At 46.6% G+C, this 18,578-nt stretch carries 12 protein-coding genes and 1 riboswitch; of the genes, 2 read left to right on the top strand and 10 right to left on the bottom strand.

Translation table 11 applies throughout. The annotated features are described in order from the left end of the window. Positions 1 to 230: 230 nt before the first annotated feature. From uvrA to B2M23_RS14140, 10 genes are all read right to left on the bottom strand, one after another. Entirely contained in the window at positions 231 to 3,047 is a 2,817-nt protein-coding gene (uvrA, locus tag B2M23_RS14185; RefSeq protein WP_038350650.1) for an excinuclease ABC subunit UvrA, read from the bottom strand. After that, positions 3,044 to 5,005 (bottom strand): excinuclease ABC subunit UvrB, encoded by a 1,962-nt coding sequence (gene uvrB, locus B2M23_RS14180; protein WP_038350651.1) that lies wholly within the window; start codon positions 5,003 to 5,005, stop codon positions 3,044 to 3,046. Before uvrB ends, uvrA begins: the two co-directional genes overlap by 4 nt. Before the next feature lie 140 nt (positions 5,006 to 5,145). After that, entirely contained in the window at positions 5,146 to 6,345 is a 1,200-nt protein-coding gene (locus B2M23_RS14175; RefSeq protein WP_038350652.1) for a S41 family peptidase, read from the bottom strand. A 119-nt stretch (positions 6,346 to 6,464) separates the two neighbouring features. After that, on the bottom strand, positions 6,465 to 7,718 hold the full coding sequence (locus tag B2M23_RS14170; RefSeq protein ID WP_052237017.1) for a murein hydrolase activator EnvC family protein: 1,254 nt from the start codon (positions 7,716 to 7,718) through the stop codon (positions 6,465 to 6,467). 23 nt (positions 7,719 to 7,741) lie between these two features. Continuing rightward, a complete protein-coding gene (gene ftsX, locus B2M23_RS14165) occupies positions 7,742 to 8,659 on the bottom strand; it encodes a permease-like cell division protein FtsX (protein WP_038350653.1) in 918 nt (305 codons plus the stop codon). Further along, positions 8,649 to 9,338, bottom strand: coding sequence for a cell division ATP-binding protein FtsE (gene ftsE / locus B2M23_RS14160; RefSeq protein WP_038350654.1), 690 nt, complete (start codon positions 9,336 to 9,338; stop codon positions 8,649 to 8,651). The genes ftsX and ftsE overlap by 11 nt, the downstream gene beginning before the upstream one ends. Before the next feature lie 250 nt (positions 9,339 to 9,588). Further along, complete coding sequence (gene metK, locus B2M23_RS14155) at positions 9,589 to 10,770, bottom strand: methionine adenosyltransferase (RefSeq protein ID WP_038350655.1); 1,182 nt, start codon at positions 10,768 to 10,770, stop codon at positions 9,589 to 9,591. A 118-nt stretch (positions 10,771 to 10,888) separates the two neighbouring features. Continuing rightward, positions 10,889 to 10,984: riboswitch (SAM riboswitch) on the bottom strand. A gap of 331 nt (positions 10,985 to 11,315) precedes the next feature. Then, on the bottom strand, positions 11,316 to 12,548 hold the full coding sequence (locus B2M23_RS14150; RefSeq protein ID WP_038350656.1) for an aminopeptidase P N-terminal domain-containing protein: 1,233 nt from the start codon (positions 12,546 to 12,548) through the stop codon (positions 11,316 to 11,318). A 324-nt stretch (positions 12,549 to 12,872) separates the two neighbouring features. Next, positions 12,873 to 14,762: an ABC transporter ATP-binding protein gene (locus tag B2M23_RS14145; RefSeq protein ID WP_038350657.1), complete on the bottom strand. Its 1,890-nt coding sequence runs from the start codon at positions 14,760 to 14,762 to the stop codon at positions 12,873 to 12,875. Further along, the gene (locus tag B2M23_RS14140) at positions 14,755 to 16,518 is read right to left on the bottom strand and encodes an ABC transporter ATP-binding protein (protein WP_038350658.1); all 1,764 of its coding nucleotides are present in this window, start codon (positions 16,516 to 16,518) and stop codon (positions 14,755 to 14,757) included. Before B2M23_RS14140 ends, B2M23_RS14145 begins: the two co-directional genes overlap by 8 nt. A gap of 200 nt (positions 16,519 to 16,718) precedes the next feature. On the opposite strand from B2M23_RS14140, the gene B2M23_RS14135 reads away from it, so the two are divergent. Continuing rightward, entirely contained in the window at positions 16,719 to 17,393 is a 675-nt protein-coding gene (locus tag B2M23_RS14135; RefSeq protein ID WP_038350659.1) for a response regulator transcription factor, read from the top strand. Further along, a complete protein-coding gene (locus B2M23_RS14130; protein ID WP_038350660.1) occupies positions 17,390 to 18,430 on the top strand; it encodes a HAMP domain-containing sensor histidine kinase in 1,041 nt (346 codons plus the stop codon). Before B2M23_RS14135 ends, B2M23_RS14130 begins: the two co-directional genes overlap by 4 nt. Positions 18,431 to 18,578 lie beyond the last annotated feature (148 nt).

The following is an 18,578-nucleotide window of genomic DNA, read 5'->3' as shown; positions in this document are numbered from 1 at the left end:
TAAGGCGAACAAATATATAACTTATTTTTTCTATTCTAATATTAACGAATGAAAATGTCAAACAGTTCATTTTATGTCATAACTTTGTGCTACTGTTCATAACCCGGTTTGTTCACTTGGGCATCATTCGGGCACCATTTCACCCTTCGCGGGATTGTATTGCACACAGCAGCAGTGCTGATTTCATGGGCTTTTCCGGCTGAAAAAAGGATTCTATTCCCGTCGAATATTTACCTTTTTTTATGTAAAATCTTAGCCAGGTACTGCCCGGTATAGGATTCCTTCACTTTAGCGACTTCCTCCGGGGTCCCTGTGCATACAATCGTTCCGCCGCCGTCGCCGCCCTCTGGCCCCAGGTCGATAATATGGTCGGCAACCTTTACCATGTCCAGCTGATGCTCGATCACCACCACTGTACTGCCAGTATCGGCCAGGCGCTGCAGTACGTCGATCAGCCTTGCGACATCCGCCATATGAAGCCCCGTGGTCGGTTCATCCAGAATATAAAGGGTGCGGCCCGTATTGCGCTTTGAAAGCTCTGTGGCAAGCTTGATTCGCTGCGCTTCCCCGCCGGAAAGCTGTGTGGACGGCTGTCCCAGCTTCACATAGCCAAGCCCCACATCATAGAGGGTCTGCATTTTATTTCGGATATTCGGCAGATGCTCGAAAAATTTCAGAGATTCCTCAACCGTCATATTCAGGACATCCGCGATGTTTTTTCCTTTATACTTAACCTCCAGCGTCTCACGGTTATACCGCTGTCCATGGCACACCTCGCAGGGCACATAGACATCAGGCAGAAAATGCATCTCGATTTTGAGTATCCCATCACCGCTGCATTTTTCACAGCGGCCGCCCTTTACATTAAAGCTGAAGCGTCCTTTTTTATAGCCCCTGGCCTTGGCCTCAGGTGTTTTTGCAAAAAGGTCACGGATCATGTCAAACACACCGGTATAGGTCGCTGGATTAGATCTTGGGGTACGCCCGATGGGGGACTGGTCAATGGCGATGACCTTATCAATCTCATCCAATCCCTCGATGCTCTTGTATTTTCCGGGCTTCTTAAAGCTGCGGTACAGCTTCTGGGAAGCGCCCTTATATAAAATTTCATTGACCAGTGTACTCTTTCCTGAACCGGAAACACCCGTGACACAGATGAATTTGCCCAGAGGGAAGGACACGTCAATGTTCTTCAGATTATTCTGGGACGCGCCTTTAATGGTGATGGCCGTGCCTTTACCGGCCCGGCGCTCCTGCGGCACATCAATCTGCTTTTTGCCGCTCAGATACTGGCCGGTAATCGACTCAGGCACCTTCTTGATATCCTCAACGGTTCCCTCGGCAATGACCTCGCCGCCGTGGACGCCCGCTCCGGGGCCAATATCCACAATCCAGTCGGCTTCTTCCATGGTCTCATCGTCATGCTCCACCACCACCAGGGTATTACCAAGATCGGTGAGACGGCGCAGGGTTTTTAGCAGCTTCTGGTTATCCCGCTGATGCAGCCCAATGCTGGGTTCATCCAGTACATAGAGCACCCCCACAAGTCCGGAACCGATCTGGGTGGCCAGGCGGATACGCTGGGATTCGCCGCCGGAAAGGGTGCCCGCGGCACGGGAAAGGGTCAGGTATTCCAGACCAACGTCCTGGAGGAATTTCAGGCGCGCGTTGATCTCAATAAAAATCTGCTCGCCAATCATCTGTTCTGTCTCTGTGAGCTCCATCTTTGAAAAGAAGCCCAAAAGCTCTTTGACCGACATATCCGTAAGGTCAATAATATTTTTATCCTGTACCGTTACCGCAAGGCTTGTGGGGTTCAGGCGCTTCCCTTTACACTTTGGACAGGGAATCTCAGACATATATTTATCGATAAGGCTGCGCATACCCTCGGAGTGGGTTTCCTGATAACGGCGCTCCATATTGTTGACAAGGCCTTCAAAGGTCGTGGTATAGGTGCCCGAAAACTTGCCCTCATACTCGATTTCCAGAATTTCATCCGAGCCGTACAAAAGCTCCTGAAGAAAAGCGTCCGGCGCTTCTGTCAGGGGCTGGTCCAGGGTAAAATTGTATTTTTTCGCAATGGCGCGTATGAGGTTGACCATGATCTTGGAGTCATTTTTCAGCCCGAAAAACTTGATGGCCCCCTGTTCAATGGACAGGCTTTTGTCTGGAATCAGCAGGTCCGGGTCAATTTCCTTGTGGAAACCGAGTCCGTGGCACTCGGAACACATCCCAAAGGGGTTGTTGAAGGAAAATGTCCGGGGCTCCAGCGTATCCATGGCAATGCCGCAGTCTGGACAGGACAGCTTTTCGCTGAAAAGCTGCTGTTCGCCGCCGATCACATCACAGATCACCAGGCCGTTTGCCAGATGCAGGGCTGTCTCGATGGAGTCGGTCAGGCGTTTGGCCATGTTTTCCTTGCTCTTAAGGCGGTCAACCACCACCTCAATGCTGTGCTTTTTATTTTTTTCCAGCTCGATGTCTTCACTGGTTTCTCTGGACTCGCCGTCTACGATCAGACGGACATAGCCCTCCTTTTTCAAATGGTCCAGCAGCTTTTTATGCTGCCCCTTCTCACCGCGCACCACCGGCGCCAGAATCTGAAACCGGGTGCCGGGCTCCAGAGCCTGAACGGTGTCCACAATCTGGTCCACACTCTGCGACTCAATAACCTTGCCGCATTTTGGGCAGTGGGGAATGCCAATACGGGCATAAAGCAGACGGAAATAGTCATATATTTCCGTCACTGTCCCAACGGTCGAACGGGGGTTCCGGTTGGTGGTTTTCTGGTCAATGGAAATGGCCGGCGACAGACCGTCAATGCTCTCCACATTGGGCTTCTGTGTCTGGCCTAAAAACTGCCTCGCGTAAGCAGAAAGGGACTCGACGTAGCGTCTCTGCCCTTCGGCGTAAATGGTATCAAAAGCCAGCGAGGATTTGCCCGATCCGCTGAGACCGGTCAGCACCACCAGCTGGTCTCTCGGTATCTTCACATTAATATTTTTAAGGTTGTGCTCCTTGGCACCCTTGACGTCTATGTATTTCATTTATTTCCTTTCAGTTCTTTAATCCGGTCACGCAGCGCGGCGGCCTTTTCAAACTCAAGATTTTCCGCAGCGGTCAGCATTTCTGCTTCGAGGTTCATGATTTCAGCTTCCACATCCATCACCTCGTCTTCCACCACATAGGAAGCCTGATCCTCAGCGACCTTTGTCACCTCGAGGGAATCGTGGATTTCTTTGTGGACAGACCGCGGAATAATACCGTGGGCCTCGTTGAATTCACTCTGGATTTTCCGCCGGCGGTTGGTTTCGGTGATGGCATAATCCATGGACCTGGTAATTCTGTCCGCGTACATAAGCACCTTGCCCTCCACATTTCTGGCCGCGCGGCCGATGGTCTGGATGAGTGAGGTTTCTGATCGCAGATAGCCTTCCTTGTCCGCATCCAGGATCGCGACCAGTCCAACCTCTGGCAAATCCAGCCCTTCTCTTAAAAGGTTAATACCGACCAAAACGTCAAACTCGCCCATGCGCAGCTCCTTGAGGATTTTTGTCCGCTCGATGGTGTCAATGTCGGAGTGCAGGTAGTTGACCCGAATGCCGTTTTCCTTGAAATACTGGGTCAGATCCTCCGCCATTTTTTTGGTGAGTGTGGTCACCAGCACCCGGTTTCCCTTGGATACCGTCTCATTGATCTCACTCATCAAATCGTCGATCTGTCCCTTGATGGGCCGCACAAAGATTTCAGGGTCGATGAGGCCGGTGGGGCGGATGATCTGTTCGACGGTCTGTTCGCTGTGTTCTTTTTCATACTTGCTCGGTGTGGCCGAGGTAAAAACAATCTGATTGATTTTCCCTTCAAACTCCTCAAAGTTGAGCGGGCGGTTATCATAGGCAGACGGGAGCCTGAAGCCATAATCCACCAGATTTTGTTTTCTGGCCCTGTCGCCTGAGGACATGCCGCCAATCTGCGGAATGGACACATGGGACTCATCCGCGAAGATTAAAAAGTCCTTTGGGAAATAGTCGATCAGCGTATAGGGCGGCGCTCCTGGAGGGGAGCCGTTAATGTAGCGTGTATAGTTCTCGATGCCGTTGCAGTAGCCCATCTCCTTGAGCATTTCCAGGTCATAGTTGGTCCGCTGCAGAATGCGCTGCGCCTCCACCAGCTGATTATGCCCGGTAAAATAATCATACCGGTCTGCCAACTCGTCACGGATACCTTTGATGGCCACATCCAGCTTTTCGGGCGTGGTGGTATAGTGTGAGGCTGGAAAAATGGAAACATGGCTGAGCTCACCGGTGATCTCGCCTGTAATGGTGTCGATCTCGGTAATCCGGTCGATTTCATCGCCGAAAAACTCCAGCCGAACGGCCTTCCCTGAGGATGCCGCCGGATAAATCTCCAGAATATCGCCCCTTACCCTGAAATTATTACGCTCGAAGGCAATATCGTTGCGGTTATACTGGATATCCACCAGCTTCCGGATAACCGCGTCGCGGTCCTTTTCCATTCCCGGACGCAGAGAAAGCACCAGATTTTCGTAATCAATAGGGCTCCCAAGTCCGTAGATGCAGGATACACTGGCCACCACGACTACGTCCCGGCGTTCAAAGAGTGCCGCTGTGGCCGAATGGCGCATTTTATCAATCTCATCATTGATGGAGGAGTCCTTTTCGATATAAAGGTCGGAATGCGGCACGTAGGCCTCCGGCTGGTAATAATCATAATAAGATACAAAATATTCCACTGCATTTTCCGGAAAAAAGCTTCGGAACTCGTTGGCAAGCTGGGCCGCCAGCGTTTTATTGTGGGCGATGATCAGCGTCGGCTTTTGGACGGCTTCGATCACCTTAGCCATGGTATAGGTTTTACCAGAACCGGTGACGCCCAAAAGGGTCTGAAATTTCATCCCTTTATCAATGCCGTCGGCCAGTTCCCGGATGGCCTTTTCCTGGTCGCCCTTTGGTTCATAGTCGGATACTACTTTAAATGGTTTCATTCAATCACCTTTGTAACCCTTCAATCCAAGAAACATGTGTTCTCTTATTGTACCACTTCTGTCGGTTTTGTCAATGGGAATCAGTTCAATATAGCAGAAAAAAGGATCGAAGTTTTAAAACTCCGATCCTCCCCTCCTGTTTACTTACCCTTTAAAATCTCAATGGCCCTTTGAAGCTGTAAATCCTGGTCCTCCGGGACATTCAGCGTGTTCTTATAGGCCTCGTTCTGTTCAATGGCCACGTCGGGGGTCAGGCCCTTTTCGTTAATGTTGCGGCCGTTCGGTGTAAAGTATTCCGCATTGGTGAGCTTGTAGCCGCTCTTATCCTTGAGGGGCACAACTTCCTGGACAATGCCTTTACCGAATGTTTGTGTTCCTACGAGCTGCCCAGCCCCGGTATCCTGTATCGCCCCAGACAGGATCTCGGAAGAGCTGGCGGTTCCTTCGTTAACGAGTACCGTCATCGGCAGGTCCAGCTTTACTTCCCCGGTCGAGGTATAGTCCTTCCGGCTGCCGTTTTTATCGACCGTGTAGACCACTGTCGTATCCCCCAGCAGGCGGTCTGCCACTGCCACCGCGGAAGTAACCACACCGCCGCCGTTATAGCGGAGATCAATGATCAGCCCGCTGATATTCTGGCTCAGCAGATTTTCAAGCTCAGCGTTAAAATCCTCAGAGGTTTTATTGGTAAATTCTGAAATAGAGATATAACCAATGCCGTCAATGACTTTGGAATCCACTGTTGGGGTGTCAATACTCTGGCGTGTCAGGTTAAAGGTCTGTTCCTGTCCGTCCCTCAGTACAGTTACCTCCACCGCGGTGCCCGGATCGCCGCGCATCAGGCTTACGGTGTATTCAGAGCCCTTTCCGCTGACATCCTCGCCGTTTACCTTGACGATCTTGTCGCCAATCTGCATTCCCGCATCCCCCGCCGGGGTGTTTTTATAAGGGGTAACCACTGTGGTCGTCGCGCTTTCATCCTCAGTCACGACCACGCCAATGCCGCTGTAGGTGCCTGTTGAGCTTTCCATCAGCTTCTGAAATTCTTCCTCAGTATAGTAACCGCTGTAGGGGTCGCCTGTGGACTCAAACATGCCCTTCATAGCCCCTTCCATCAGGGTCGTATCATCAATATCCTTGTAATATTCCTTATCGATATGCCCTTTTAAGCTTACCAGTTTTTTAAGTCCATCGGCCATTTCTGTACTGTCAACATTTAAAATCACCTTATTGCCCAGCGCCACATTGGCGCCTGTTGTCAGGCAAAAGGTTAAGATATTTGTGACAATAAGCGCTATTACCGCAATAACGATGAGCTTTTTTCTCTGCCCTTTATCCATTGTCAATCCTTTCAAATCAATTTGAGTCAATACTTACCTGAAAAGAATACACTAAAAGCCTTAAATAAACAATAAAAAAGGAAAGAATCGGATGATTCTTTCCAAATTCTGTCAAAATTTTAATAATAGATGTAATCCCAAGGATCTACAGGCGTGACGTTATTCGCAAAGTAGCTCAGGTGCAGATGTGGTCCGGTAGAATTCCCGGTGCTGCCCACGTAGCCGATGATATCGCCCTGGTTGACACGCTGGCCGTAAGACACGTTATAACCGCTTAAATGGCCAAATAACAGGGTATCGCCATTGTCCATGGCCACCATGATACAGTTACCATAGCCGCCATACCAGGATGCTTTCGTTACATAACCACCAGCCGGCGCATAGATCGGTGTGCCTGTGGATGCTGCAATGTCCATTCCGCCGTGATTGGTGGAGCCAATACCATTGGTATCGGAAGCCGGACGGTAACCAAACCAGCTGGTAATGGTGTAGTTGCCTGGCAACGGCCACATAAAGCCGCTGGAGACTACGACGTTACCGCCGCCGGAGGAGCCGCTGTCCGCATCGCTGCCGGAACCGCCAGAACCATTCTGGGCCGCCTGTTCTCTCTCCGCTTCTTCCTGCGCTCTCTGGGCTGCCAAGGCTTCGGCTTCCTGCTGAGCGATTACTGCCAGCTCTGCATCGGCCTGTTTCAGGATTTCATCCTGCTTATCAACCTCTGCCTGATACTGCTGTACTACCTGTTGGTTCTTAGCCAGCAGCTCATCCTTCTGAGACTTGACACTCTTCTGGCTTTGCAGGGCTGTTTCCTGATCTGCCTTTGCCTGCTCTACCTGTGCTTTGTTTGTCTCAATGGTTTCTTTTTTCTCTTCTACCTCTGCACGGGTCTTTTCCAGTGCCGTTGCGCAGTCCTTATCGGCCTGTACGATGGATTTCATCATATCGGCCTTCGCGATAAAATCCGCAAAGTCTGTGGCTGAGAAAAGAACCTGCATATAGCCTTCATTTCCGTACATATACATGACCCGGACACGTTCTTTTAATTCTTCTTCCTGTTTAGCCTGTTTTTCTTCGGCAGCTTCCAGCTCGGCTGTGGTTCTTTCCAGATTAGCAGTCAGATCATTGATCTGGCCGTCCAGGGTACTGATCTGGCCGTTGATCCTGTCGATCTCTGCGTTAGCCTTGCTGATTTCGGTCTGAATCCCTTCGATGGTGTTCTGGGTCATATCCACCTGGTACTGGGCAGCCTCTTTTTTTGCAGACGCGTCGTCTTTTTGCTGCTGCAATTCATCTTTTGTGGCTGCATAAACCGGAGAAATAAATAAAGATAAACAAAATAATGCCGTTACAATTAAAGAAATTTTCTTCTTCATTTTCTGAAGTCCCCTCCTGTTTTTTATACGTCTAAGAATTTTCGAATAGCGAACACACTGCCCACCGCACCGATTACCACACCATAAACTGTAAAGAAAAAGATCAGCTGACCCATTACCTGATCCGGTGTCGCCAGTGCTGAGGTCATGGGAAGCAGTACACTGCCGCCGAGCATGCCCAATATATAATAATAAGCCAAACGCACGATCATCACAGCCACAACGGCCGCAATCAGCCCCAGAAAAGTCCCCTCCAGGACAAACGGCGTTCGGATATAAGCGTCGGTCGCGCCGACATATTTCATGATACCAATCTCCTTCCGGCGCGCAAACACCGTGAGCTTGATGGTATTATAAATCAAAAACAATGAAATGACTGACAGGACAATCAGCACAACAATGCTCATTGTATTGGCGAAATGGTTAAAATTCAGCAAAGCGTTGATATACTCCTCGCCGTATTTTACATATTCGACCCCTTTGTCCTGGTAAGTCAGAGCGAAAGCCTTAACATCGTCCATGCTTTCCGAGTCCTTTACCTGAATAATAAAAGAGGCGGGCATGGGATTGTTCTCGGAACTGAAATCACTGAGAAGACCTGTGTAGTCGTCCAGTGAGCTTGAAAAATTCTCCAGGGCCTCATCCTTTGTTTCAAAACGAACCTCAGAAATGAGGGGATTGGCCTTGAGATCCCGTTCCAGGCCGGCACGCTGTTCTTCGGTGTAGTCCACCTTCAGGAAAATTTTCATTTCCAGCTGAGACTCCACATTCGCCGTGGCCTGGCGGATATTGATGGTAAGCACCAGAAAGATTCCCAAAATGATCAGCGCTGCAATGATGGAAAAAACAGCCGCAATACTCATAAGACTGTTTCGCTGCATGCTCTGTGCTGTATCGCGAAGGATCGTCCGGGGCATTGTTTTCCAGTGATTACTTCGCATTGCGGTACCGTCCTTTGACGTCATCGCTGGTGAGATAACCATTATCCAGGGTTAATACCCTTTTTTTCATAATATTAACCATCTCACTGTCATGGGTTACAACCACCACAGTGGTGCCATGCTTGTTAATTTCTTCCAGAATACGCATAATATCACGCGACGTCACAGGGTCAAGGTTCCCTGTCGGTTCGTCACAGATCAGAATACTTGGGTTGTTGATAATGGCTCTGGCGATAACAACACGCTGCTGTTCCCCGCCGGAGAGCTCATTGGGATAATGGTTTGCCCGGTGTGAAAGCCCGACCATTTCCAGTGCCAGCGGCACTTTTTTGCGGATCTTGCGCTCGGGCCGGCCAATGATCTCCATGGCATAGGCCACATTTTCATACACGCTTTTATTTTCAAGCAGACGGAAATCCTGGAAAACCACGCCCAGCTTTCTTCTCAGATAAGGAATCTCTTTTTTGGAAAGCTTGGAAATGTCGTGGCCCTTGATCTTAACCGTCCCGGTACTCGCGTCAATTTCGCGGAGCAAGAGCTTGATAAAGGTAGACTTCCCGGCGCCGCTGCGGCCAACCAGAAATACAAACTCACCCTTATCAATAAACAAGTTCACATTTTTTAAGGCGTCTTTTTCATTTTTATCATACGTTTTTGTAACATTTATAAATTCAATCATTCAATCATCTTCCTAGCAGCTTGGTCTTTTGGCAGTTGCCAATGATGCTGTACCGTTTATTTTATACTTTTTAACGCACAAAAACAAGATTTTCTATCCAAGTTTTATCTAAAAGTATTCAAATTATTACTCGAATGCATTAATTATACACAAAACGGTCATGTTTTGCCTTAATTTTTGGATACTTTATATCCTTTTTAAGAAACAAAAAGATAAAGGATCACAACTTTTCAGCTGTGATCCTCTGCTTTTAAGCTTCTGCTTTTAATTTTTCAGCCACGTCTGTTTTTTCCCATGGCAAATCCAGGTCGTTTCTGCCAAAATGGCCATAAGCGGCAACCTGCTTGTAGATCGGTTTTCTCAGGTCAAGATTCTTGATGATTGCAGCTGGTCTTAGATCAAAATGCTTTCTTACCAGATCTGCAATTTTATCGTCGGCAATCTTGCCGGTTCCAAAGGTATCGACAAAAACAGATACCGGTTCAGCCACACCGATGGCATAGGCAAGCTGTACCTCACATTTATCAGCCAGACCTGCCGCCACAATGTTTTTGGCAACGTAACGGGCTGCGTAAGCCGCAGAACGGTCAACCTTTGTCGGATCCTTTCCTGAGAAAGCGCCGCCGCCGTGACGTCCATATCCGCCGTAGGTGTCTACGATAATCTTACGTCCGGTTAAGCCGGCGTCCCCCTGCGGTCCGCCGATAACAAAACGACCGGTCGGGTTGATGAAATATTTGGTGTTTTCATCCAGAAGAGCCGGATCAATCACAGGTTTAATAACTTTTTCGATCATATCCTCACGGATGGTGGCCGCGTCCACATCTGCGCTGTGCTGAGTTGAGATGACCACGGTGTCCACTCTGGTGGGTACCCCATCGTTGTATTCAACCGTCACCTGAGATTTTCCATCTGGTCTCAGGTAATCGACCTCACCCTGTTTGCGCACGTCTGAAAGCTTTTTGGTCAGCTTGTGGGCCAGCGAGATCGGCATTGGCATGAGCTCCGGTGTTTCGTTGCACGCAAAGCCAAACATCATCCCCTGGTCCCCAGCGCCGGTAGCCAGGTCTTCCTCTTCCAGCTTTCCTTCTTTTGCTTCAAGGGCCTTGTCGACGCCCATGGCAATGTCTGAAGACTGTTCGTCAATGGAGGTTAAAACCGCGCAGGTTTCACAGTCGAAGCCATATTTCGCGCGGTCATAACCGATACCGCGGATGGTTTCACGGACGATTTTTGGAATGTCTGCATAGCAGTTGGTGGTGATTTCACCCGCCACTAAAACCAAACCAGTTGATACGGACGTTTCACAGGCAACACGGGCCATTGGGTCCTGTTCGATGATCGCGTCCAGCACCGCATCGGAAATCTGGTCACAGATTTTATCCGGATGGCCTTCAGTAACGGATTCTGAGGTAAATAATTGTTTCATTATTCGCTCCTTAAAAATTTGTATTGTCGTAATTCTATTTACCCTTGATAAAGATCACAGATTTTTCAAATCCTTAAATAAAATGAACCCCATGCGCGCATGGGGTTAGATTCGTTCAAAAACCCCATCATTACAGTTTGACTGCAGGTATTGGCACCATGCTTATGCTGGTTGCCGGGTTTCATCGGGCCTGTCCCTCCACCTCTCTGGATAGGTAAATATTCAATTACTTGTAATAGGATAAACCTACAGGACAATTTTGTCAAGCCCCTTTCCTTGAAAAAACAAAAGAGCTTATCCCTTCATCCGCTTCAAGTGTCAAAAAACCTCAAGAGATGAAGTTACCTAAGGAAGAAAAAAGCGTCCTGCGGGCACTGCATTTACACCGGTATCTTTTTAATAAAGTGAATGCTTGAACGCACCTATGTCCAGCATACCCTATAAAGCGACTAGATTCCAGGCCGTTTTCGTAGCGCCTGGACCTTTTTACTTATCTGGATAAAAGGCGCAGTCTCGGACGATGCCGCTTTTTTACAGTTTAAAGCAGCTTATCCCTTCATCCGTTTTTCAATGATGTCAATATCCTTTGGAATCTGCGGTGACAGGTTTTCCGGCCCGTTTTCTGTCACGAGAATATCATCCTCGATCCGCACGCCCATCCCCATTTCCGCAATGTAAAGACCAGGCTCACAGGTGATGACCATGCCGGGTTCCAGGATGTATTCCCGTTTATCGTTGGTGTCATGGGTATCCAGGCCCAGCGAATGGCCAATGCCGTGATAATAGAATTCATTGATGTCCTTATTCTTAGGCACAATGTTATTTTTTAAGCATTTTTCAAGAAAAATATCCTTGGTTGCCTGTTGAATATCCAGCATTTTTGCACCGGGCTGGTACATCTGGATCAGCTCTCTCTGGGCCTCGAGAACCATATTGTAGACCATGGCCTGTTCATCGGTATATGCTCCTGAAACCGGAAAGGTTCGGCTGATATCGCCACAATAGCCCTTGTAGCGGGCCCCCAGGTCCAGAAGCACCATGTCGCTTCCCTTCATAGTCGCCTGGTTTTTAATATAATGCAGCACCGTAGCGCTTTTTCCTGAGGCCGCAATGGTCTGGAAGGAAACTCCCTGGGCGCCCAGCATATTGATGGTATATTCAAAAACCGCCTGAATCTGGTATTCCTTCATATCCGGTTTCAGATTTTCAAGAATAGCGTCGATTCCCTTCGCGGTTATTTCAATGGCGTCACGCAGCGCCTGGACTTCCTCGGGCTTTTTAATCAGCCGCATGGCGGTCAGATAGGGCTGAAGGTTTTGAAGCTCCATATCCGCGAACAGCAGCTTGACCTGCGGATCGCTGGTTGCAAAGCTCTGGTGCTTGGGCATGGTAAAATCAAAATACAGGTTATCAAAACGGGTTTCCTGTAAAATAAAAGACTCCAGCTCAGTATTATAGCGCACATCTTCAATGCCAGACAACGCCTGAGCTTCTTCAATACTGATCTTGGCGCCTACCCATTTCTCCTTGAAGGGGTCTGGCTCATCAATGAATAAACACTCCGAAACCTCGCCGCCTGCATCCTTTTTCATCAAAAGGGTCACATCAGGCTCTTCAATGCCCGTCAGATAATAAAAGTTGTTATCGGTATAAAAGGGATAGTCGGCGTCCAAAGACTGCTGAACCGCCCGTCCGGAATAGACGATCGCCAGGCTTTCCGGCTCCAGCTTTTCACCTAATTCCCTGCGGGTTTGTCTATAAAAATTCTGTGATAACGGCATTTTCACACTTCCTTTTTCATTATTTTGTCACTAAGGTCTATTGTAAACATAAAAAAGACCAAATTCAATACTGAATTTGATCTTTAGACAGATGAGTCAACGCATTATGCGGAGGATTATTTAAAGAAACAAATAAAATTTCTTGTAGAACCGACGTGATTTTTATCACATCGGTTTTGCTGCATCTGTAGATAAATTTAGCTGGTAAAGCGGAATCTAAATCTTGCCCACATAGATAAAACAAATCACATCCGGTTCATGTTTTCTCCTATTAATTTTTTCCGTGTTATGGAAACGAAGGTTTCCCATTTCTCCGCACTTTGTTTACGCCGACTCGACGATATCTACAAACTGACTGTTGTATAGTTCGGTATAGAAACCGCCCTGTGCCATCAAAGTATCGTGATTGCCACTCTCAATGATGTCGCCATCCTTCATAACCAGAATCAAATCAGAATTACGGATGGTTGACAGGCGGTGTGCAATAACAAAGGAAGTTCTGCCTGCCATCAGCTTATCCATAGCATTTTGGATAAGCGTTTCAGTTCGAGTATCCACAGAGCTTGTTGCCTCATCCAGAATCAGAATCGGCGCATTTGCAATCATAGCGCGTGCAATAGTAATAAGCTGCTTCTGCCCCTGGGACAAGCTGGCATTGTCGCCAAGTACCGTGTCGTATCCTTTGGGAAGGGTTTTGATGTAATGGTGGAGGCCAACTGCTTTGCAGGCTTTCTCAACTTCCGCATCGGAAACGTCTTCCTTGGAGTAAACAATATTTTCACGGATGGTACCTTCAAAAAGCCATGTATCCTGCAATACCATACAGAATTGGCTGCGCAGGTTTTCTCTGGTCACATCTTTGCTGGAAGTTCCGTCAATGAAAATATCACCGGAATTAGTTTCATAAAACCGCATCAGCAGATTAACCATTGTAGTCTTTCCTGCGCCGGTAGGGCCGACAATGGCGATTTTTTGGCCAGCTTTTGCTTTGGCTGAAAAACCGTTAATGATCGTCTTATCCTCATTGTAACCGAAACGGACATCTCGAAATTCTACATCACCGCGAACATTTGAAAGTTCTTTTGCTTTGTAACTTTCATCGTCCATTTCTTTTTCATCCAAAAACACAAATACACGTTCACAGGCAGCGGCGGTGGACTGAAGGCTGGTAGCCGCCTGAGCGAGCTGAGACAGCGGTTGAGTGAACATACGCACATACATCATAAAAGCAACAATAACACCAAAAGAGATCTGTCCATTCAGGGCAAGCACTGCGCCCACAATACAGACCGTTACATAACCGAAGTTACCAACAAAGCTCATCAGCGGCTGCATAAGTCCAGACATAAACTGGCTTTTCCAAGCACTGTCATATAGGCGGCTGTTCATTTGACAGAATTCTTTTTTTGCCTTTTTCTCATTGTTATAGGCTTTTACCACATTGTGGCCAGCATAGGTTTCTTCAATGTGTCCGTTGATGGCACCAAGTTCCGTTTGCTGCCATAAAAAGAATTTTTGTGAATGGGAGATCATCATCATCATCAATGCAAATCCCAATAAACTTGCAATAATCGCAGTAAACGCCATTATCCAGTTGGTATAAAACATCATCACGATGGCGCCCACAAAAGAGGCCAATGCTGCCACCAGAGTACCTAAACTCTGATTCATAGTCTGAGATATAGTGTCTATATCGTTGGTAACACGGGACAAGGTATTGCCGATACTGGTAGAATCATAGTATTTCAGTGGCAAGCGGTTAATCTTAGCAGAAATATCCGTACGCAAGGTTTTGGATACTCGCTGCGTAATCACCGCCATAATTTGTCCCTGGATCAGACTGAATGCCCAACCGCAGATATAGAGGCCAATCAGCAGAATACAAATACGGACAACAGCTTCTATATCAATGCCAGTCATTAAGCCTTCGGTAATCAAGTCTGTAATATCTGCAAGCTTGCTGGGACCGATGATGTTCAAAATTGCACCTGCAGCAGCCAGTACAATGGCAACGATCATAAAAGGCAAATACTTCTTACAATAAGAAAGAAGCTGACCGATTGCTTTTCCAAAGTCGTCGGCTTTTTCAGCGGCTCCCACACTACCTATTCCTCCCGGACCGCCAGGGCCACCAGAACTGCCTGGACCACTGAGACCACTGTGCTTCGGAGTTTGATTTTTATGTTCTCCTATCGTATATTCATTTTCAGGCATTTTCGATCTCCTCCTTTGACAACTGAGATTGAGCAATTTCCAGGTAGACAGGACAGGTCTTTAAAAGCTCATGATGAGTACCTTGCCCAACCACCTTGCCTTCATCCAAAACAATAATCTTATCAGCATCCATGATCGTTCCGATTTTTTGAGCAACAATCAGGCTGGTTGTGCCGCTTGTCTTTTCTCTCAGCATTCTTCTCAAACTACGATCTGTCTTATAATCCAAAGCTGAAAAAGAATCGTCAAATACATAGATTTCCGGCCGTCGGCAGATTGCCCTTGCAATGGCAAGCCTCTGTTTTTGGCCACCAGACACATTCGTGCCACCCTGCACAATGGTCGCTTCATAAGTGCCGTTCATTTTTTCCACAAATTCAGTTGCTTGGGCAATGTCAATAGCTTCCCGGATGTCGTCCGTCTCGGCGGGAGCCTTACCGTTCTCACCGTATGTTACATTAGAAGCTACAGTTCCGCTGAACATGACTGCTTTTTGAGGTACATAGCCCAACTTGTTGTGAAGGACTTCCTGCGTATATTCCTTAACATTGACGCCATCCACAAGCACATCGCCTTCGGTAGTATCATAAAACCGTAGTACAAGATTGATCAATGTGCTTTTGCCGGAACCTGTAGAGCCGATAAAAGCCACTGTTTCGCCTTTATGAGCGGTGAAATTAATGTCATGAAGAATATAATCCTCTGCGTCAGGATAACGGAAGCTGACGTTCTTAAATTCAACTTCCCCCTGTTCATATAACTCAGGGCCAGTAGTGGTTCCATCCGCAATCTTTTCTTCGCTATCCAGCACCTCATTGACACGCTTTGCAGAAACAGCAGCACGAGGCAAAATAATAAGTGTCATTGTCAATAACATAAATGCCATAACTACTTGCATCGCATACTGTTGGAAAACAACCATATCGGAAAACAGCGTCAACTTATCTGGGCCAATAGCTCCGTCAATCAAATAAACACCAATCCAGTAGATGGCAAGTCCCAGGCCGGACATCAGAAGTTGCATCCCCGGCTGCATAAAAGCCATCGCACGGCTCGTAAACAGGTTGTTTTGAGTTAAGTCGTTATTGGCTTTTTCAAAACGGGCTTCCTGATAGTTCTCTGCATGATATGCACGGACTACACGTAGACCTGTAAGATTTTCTCTGGTCACACGGTTTAGGTTATCAGTATATTTCTGAATGCTCTTGAATTTTGGCATAGTCAGTGCAATGATGATCCCCAGCATTAAAACAAGGATTAAAACGGCTCCTCCGGTAACTGCCGTCCATTCCCAGCCCTTTCCCGCAATTTTTACAATCGCCCATACTGCCATAATGGGCGCTTTGATAATAGCTTGTAATCCCATAGTTACGCACATCTGTATTTGTGTGATGTCGTTGGTGGAGCGGATAATAAGACTGGCCGTCGAAAATCCGTTAATTTCTTCCATAGAAAAGGACATCGTTTTATCATATACCTTTTCCCGTAGTCTCATAGATAAGCCTGCCGCAATTTTTGCCACCAAAAAACCTACTACTACTGCCGCAGCAAAACTTCCAAGCGTACACAGCAGCATTTTACCACCGGAGATCAGAATATCAGCCATGGCACTGCCTTCTGTTTGCACCAGACGGGTGATCCCAGACATATAATCCGGCATTTTTAAATCCAGCCACACCTGGATTATAATAAAGACCAAACTGAGAAGTATGAGTCCCCAGTCCTTTTTTCTGAGATACTTAAATATTTTCAGCATAATGAACCTCCTTGCATTTCATGGTTTAAAGTTTATTCTCTGTTTCTCAACCAAATCTCAAGCGAATCTCAATTCAACCTCAACTTTTCATTTTTCCTGTTTCATCCTCTTACTTGTTGAGCTTCAATTGAGATTACTCAGATATAATTCAACTGCTGAACTGGAAAAGTATGTTATAATTTAGACGGAGGTGTTACACAATGTTTCAAATTTTAGTAGTGGAGGATGATAAAGAGCTACGTGACTTGTTTTGCACGGTTCTTTCCGAGAATGGGTACATTTCCATTCCGGCATCAGATGCTCTAAGCGCTTTTGATGTTTTAGAGCATAAATATATTGACCTGATCATTTCCGATGTAATGATGCCGAAGATGGATGGCTTTGAAATGATAAGATCACTTCGTGAAGGACAATACACCCTGCCCATACTTATTATCACTGCAAAAGAAAGTGCTACCGATAAAAGAGAGGGCTTTCTAGCCGGAACAGATGACTACATGGTTAAGCCGATTGATCTCAATGAAATGCTGTGGCGAGTGGAAGCGTTGCTGCGTCGTTCTCAGATTATCAGTCAGAGAAAAACAAAGATTGGAAATACTGAATTTGACAGCGACACGCTTACCGTGTATACCAAAGCCCAAGAGTTTGAGCTTCCCCAAAAAGAATTTCTCCTTCTGTTCAAGCTGGTGTCCTCTCCGAACCGGATTTTCACTCGCCGTCAGATCATGGATGAAATTTGGGGACTGGATAATGAGACGGATTCCCATACGCTGGATGTTCACATTAGCCGTCTGAGAGAAAAATTTAAGGATAATCCCGACTTTGATATTGTAACTGTCCGTGGATTAGGATATAAGGCGGTGAGAAAAGGATGATAAACAGGAAATCGTTTCACATCACTGTTGTTTTTTCAGCAATGGTATTTCTGATTTTTGCCATTACTATGGCATTAACCGGTATTATCACAGTGATTCTTTTGAACGTAGGCATTATATCCAATCCACAACATGAGTTGTCATTGATTGTGTTTGCTTTTGTCAGTATTATTGTGGGAACCATTCTATCTCAAATTGTTGGAAAAGGTCCTTTAAATGTGATACGAGAAATTGATAATGCAACAAAAGAAGTGGTAAAAGGGAATTTTGATGTGCATTTAAACGACGATAATATTCCGGCTACAGAACTCCGATCTATGGCGCAGAATTTTAATATAATGGTTCAGGAGTTATCTAACACAGAAATTTTTCGTAATGATTTTATCGAAAATGTGTCTCACGAATTCAAGACACCACTTTCTGCTGTTGAGGGCTACGCAACGCTTTTACAAAACAAGTCCCTGTCTGATGAAAAACGAAATGAATATACAAATCGGATTCTTCTCAATACCCGTCGCCTTTCCAAACTTGCAGGAAATATTCTGTTGTTATCACGGTTGGAAAATCATGAATTGGAAGTTAAAAAAGAGACGTATTCTCTGGATGAACAAATTAGAAAAATTATCCTGTTGTTTGAAACGCAATGGACAGAAAAACAACTTTACCTTGACATTGACCTCTGCCCGACAGATTACACAGGTAACAAAGAAATGCTTGCGCAGGTATGGCAAAATATTTTTGGAAACGCTGTAAAGTTTGTATCAGATGGTAGCCAGATTCGAGTTCTTTTGGGCGCCGAGAAAGGTCGGGTGAAGGTTTCGATTGTCGATAACGGTCCCGGTATGAGTGAAGAAGTGCAACAACGAATTTATGAAAAATTCTACCAGGCCGATTCATCCCGCAACGGTATCGGAAATGGTCTGGGTTTAACCCTTGCGAAACGGATTGTGGATCTTCATGGAGGAACAATTTCTGTTTCCAGTACAATTGACAGAGGCACAGCCTTTACCGTAATGCTCCCTACTAATATGACATAAAAGATTTCAAAGATAATTTGACTATGAAATATTTCTAAAACATACCGGAAAACAAAAATGAATTATCCAAAATAGAAAAAACTCTATGCGAAAGATTTCTCAATCACATAGAGTTTCTCTTTTACCCAGTACAAGTCATCATTTTTGT

Origin of the sequence: Eubacterium limosum (assembly GCF_000807675.2) — a bacterium.
GTDB classification, from domain to species: Bacteria; Bacillota; Clostridia; order Eubacteriales; family Eubacteriaceae; genus Eubacterium; species Eubacterium limosum.
This window is presented reverse-complemented; position numbering and strand designations above follow the sequence as displayed.

Coding starts and splice junctions, on each gene's coding strand:
- ftsX (WP_038350653.1), bottom strand. CDS start 8,659: ATGCGAAGTAATCACTGGAAAACAATGCCCCGGACGATCCTTCGCGAT.
- uvrA (WP_038350650.1), bottom strand. CDS start 3,047: ATGAAATACATAGACGTCAAGGGTGCCAAGGAGCACAACCTTAAAAAT.
- uvrB (WP_038350651.1), bottom strand. CDS start 5,005: ATGAAACCATTTAAAGTAGTATCCGACTATGAACCAAAGGGCGACCAG.
- B2M23_RS14150 (WP_038350656.1), bottom strand. CDS start 12,548: ATGCCGTTATCACAGAATTTTTATAGACAAACCCGCAGGGAATTAGGT.
- B2M23_RS14145 (WP_038350657.1), bottom strand. CDS start 14,762: ATGCCTGAAAATGAATATACGATAGGAGAACATAAAAATCAAACTCCG.
- B2M23_RS14135 (WP_038350659.1), top strand. CDS start 16,719: ATGTTTCAAATTTTAGTAGTGGAGGATGATAAAGAGCTACGTGACTTG.
- B2M23_RS14170 (WP_052237017.1), bottom strand. CDS start 7,718: ATGAAGAAGAAAATTTCTTTAATTGTAACGGCATTATTTTGTTTATCT.
- B2M23_RS14175 (WP_038350652.1), bottom strand. CDS start 6,345: ATGGATAAAGGGCAGAGAAAAAAGCTCATCGTTATTGCGGTAATAGCG.
- B2M23_RS14130 (WP_038350660.1), top strand. CDS start 17,390: ATGATAAACAGGAAATCGTTTCACATCACTGTTGTTTTTTCAGCAATG.
- ftsE (WP_038350654.1), bottom strand. CDS start 9,338: ATGATTGAATTTATAAATGTTACAAAAACGTATGATAAAAATGAAAAA.
- B2M23_RS14140 (WP_038350658.1), bottom strand. CDS start 16,518: ATGCTGAAAATATTTAAGTATCTCAGAAAAAAGGACTGGGGACTCATA.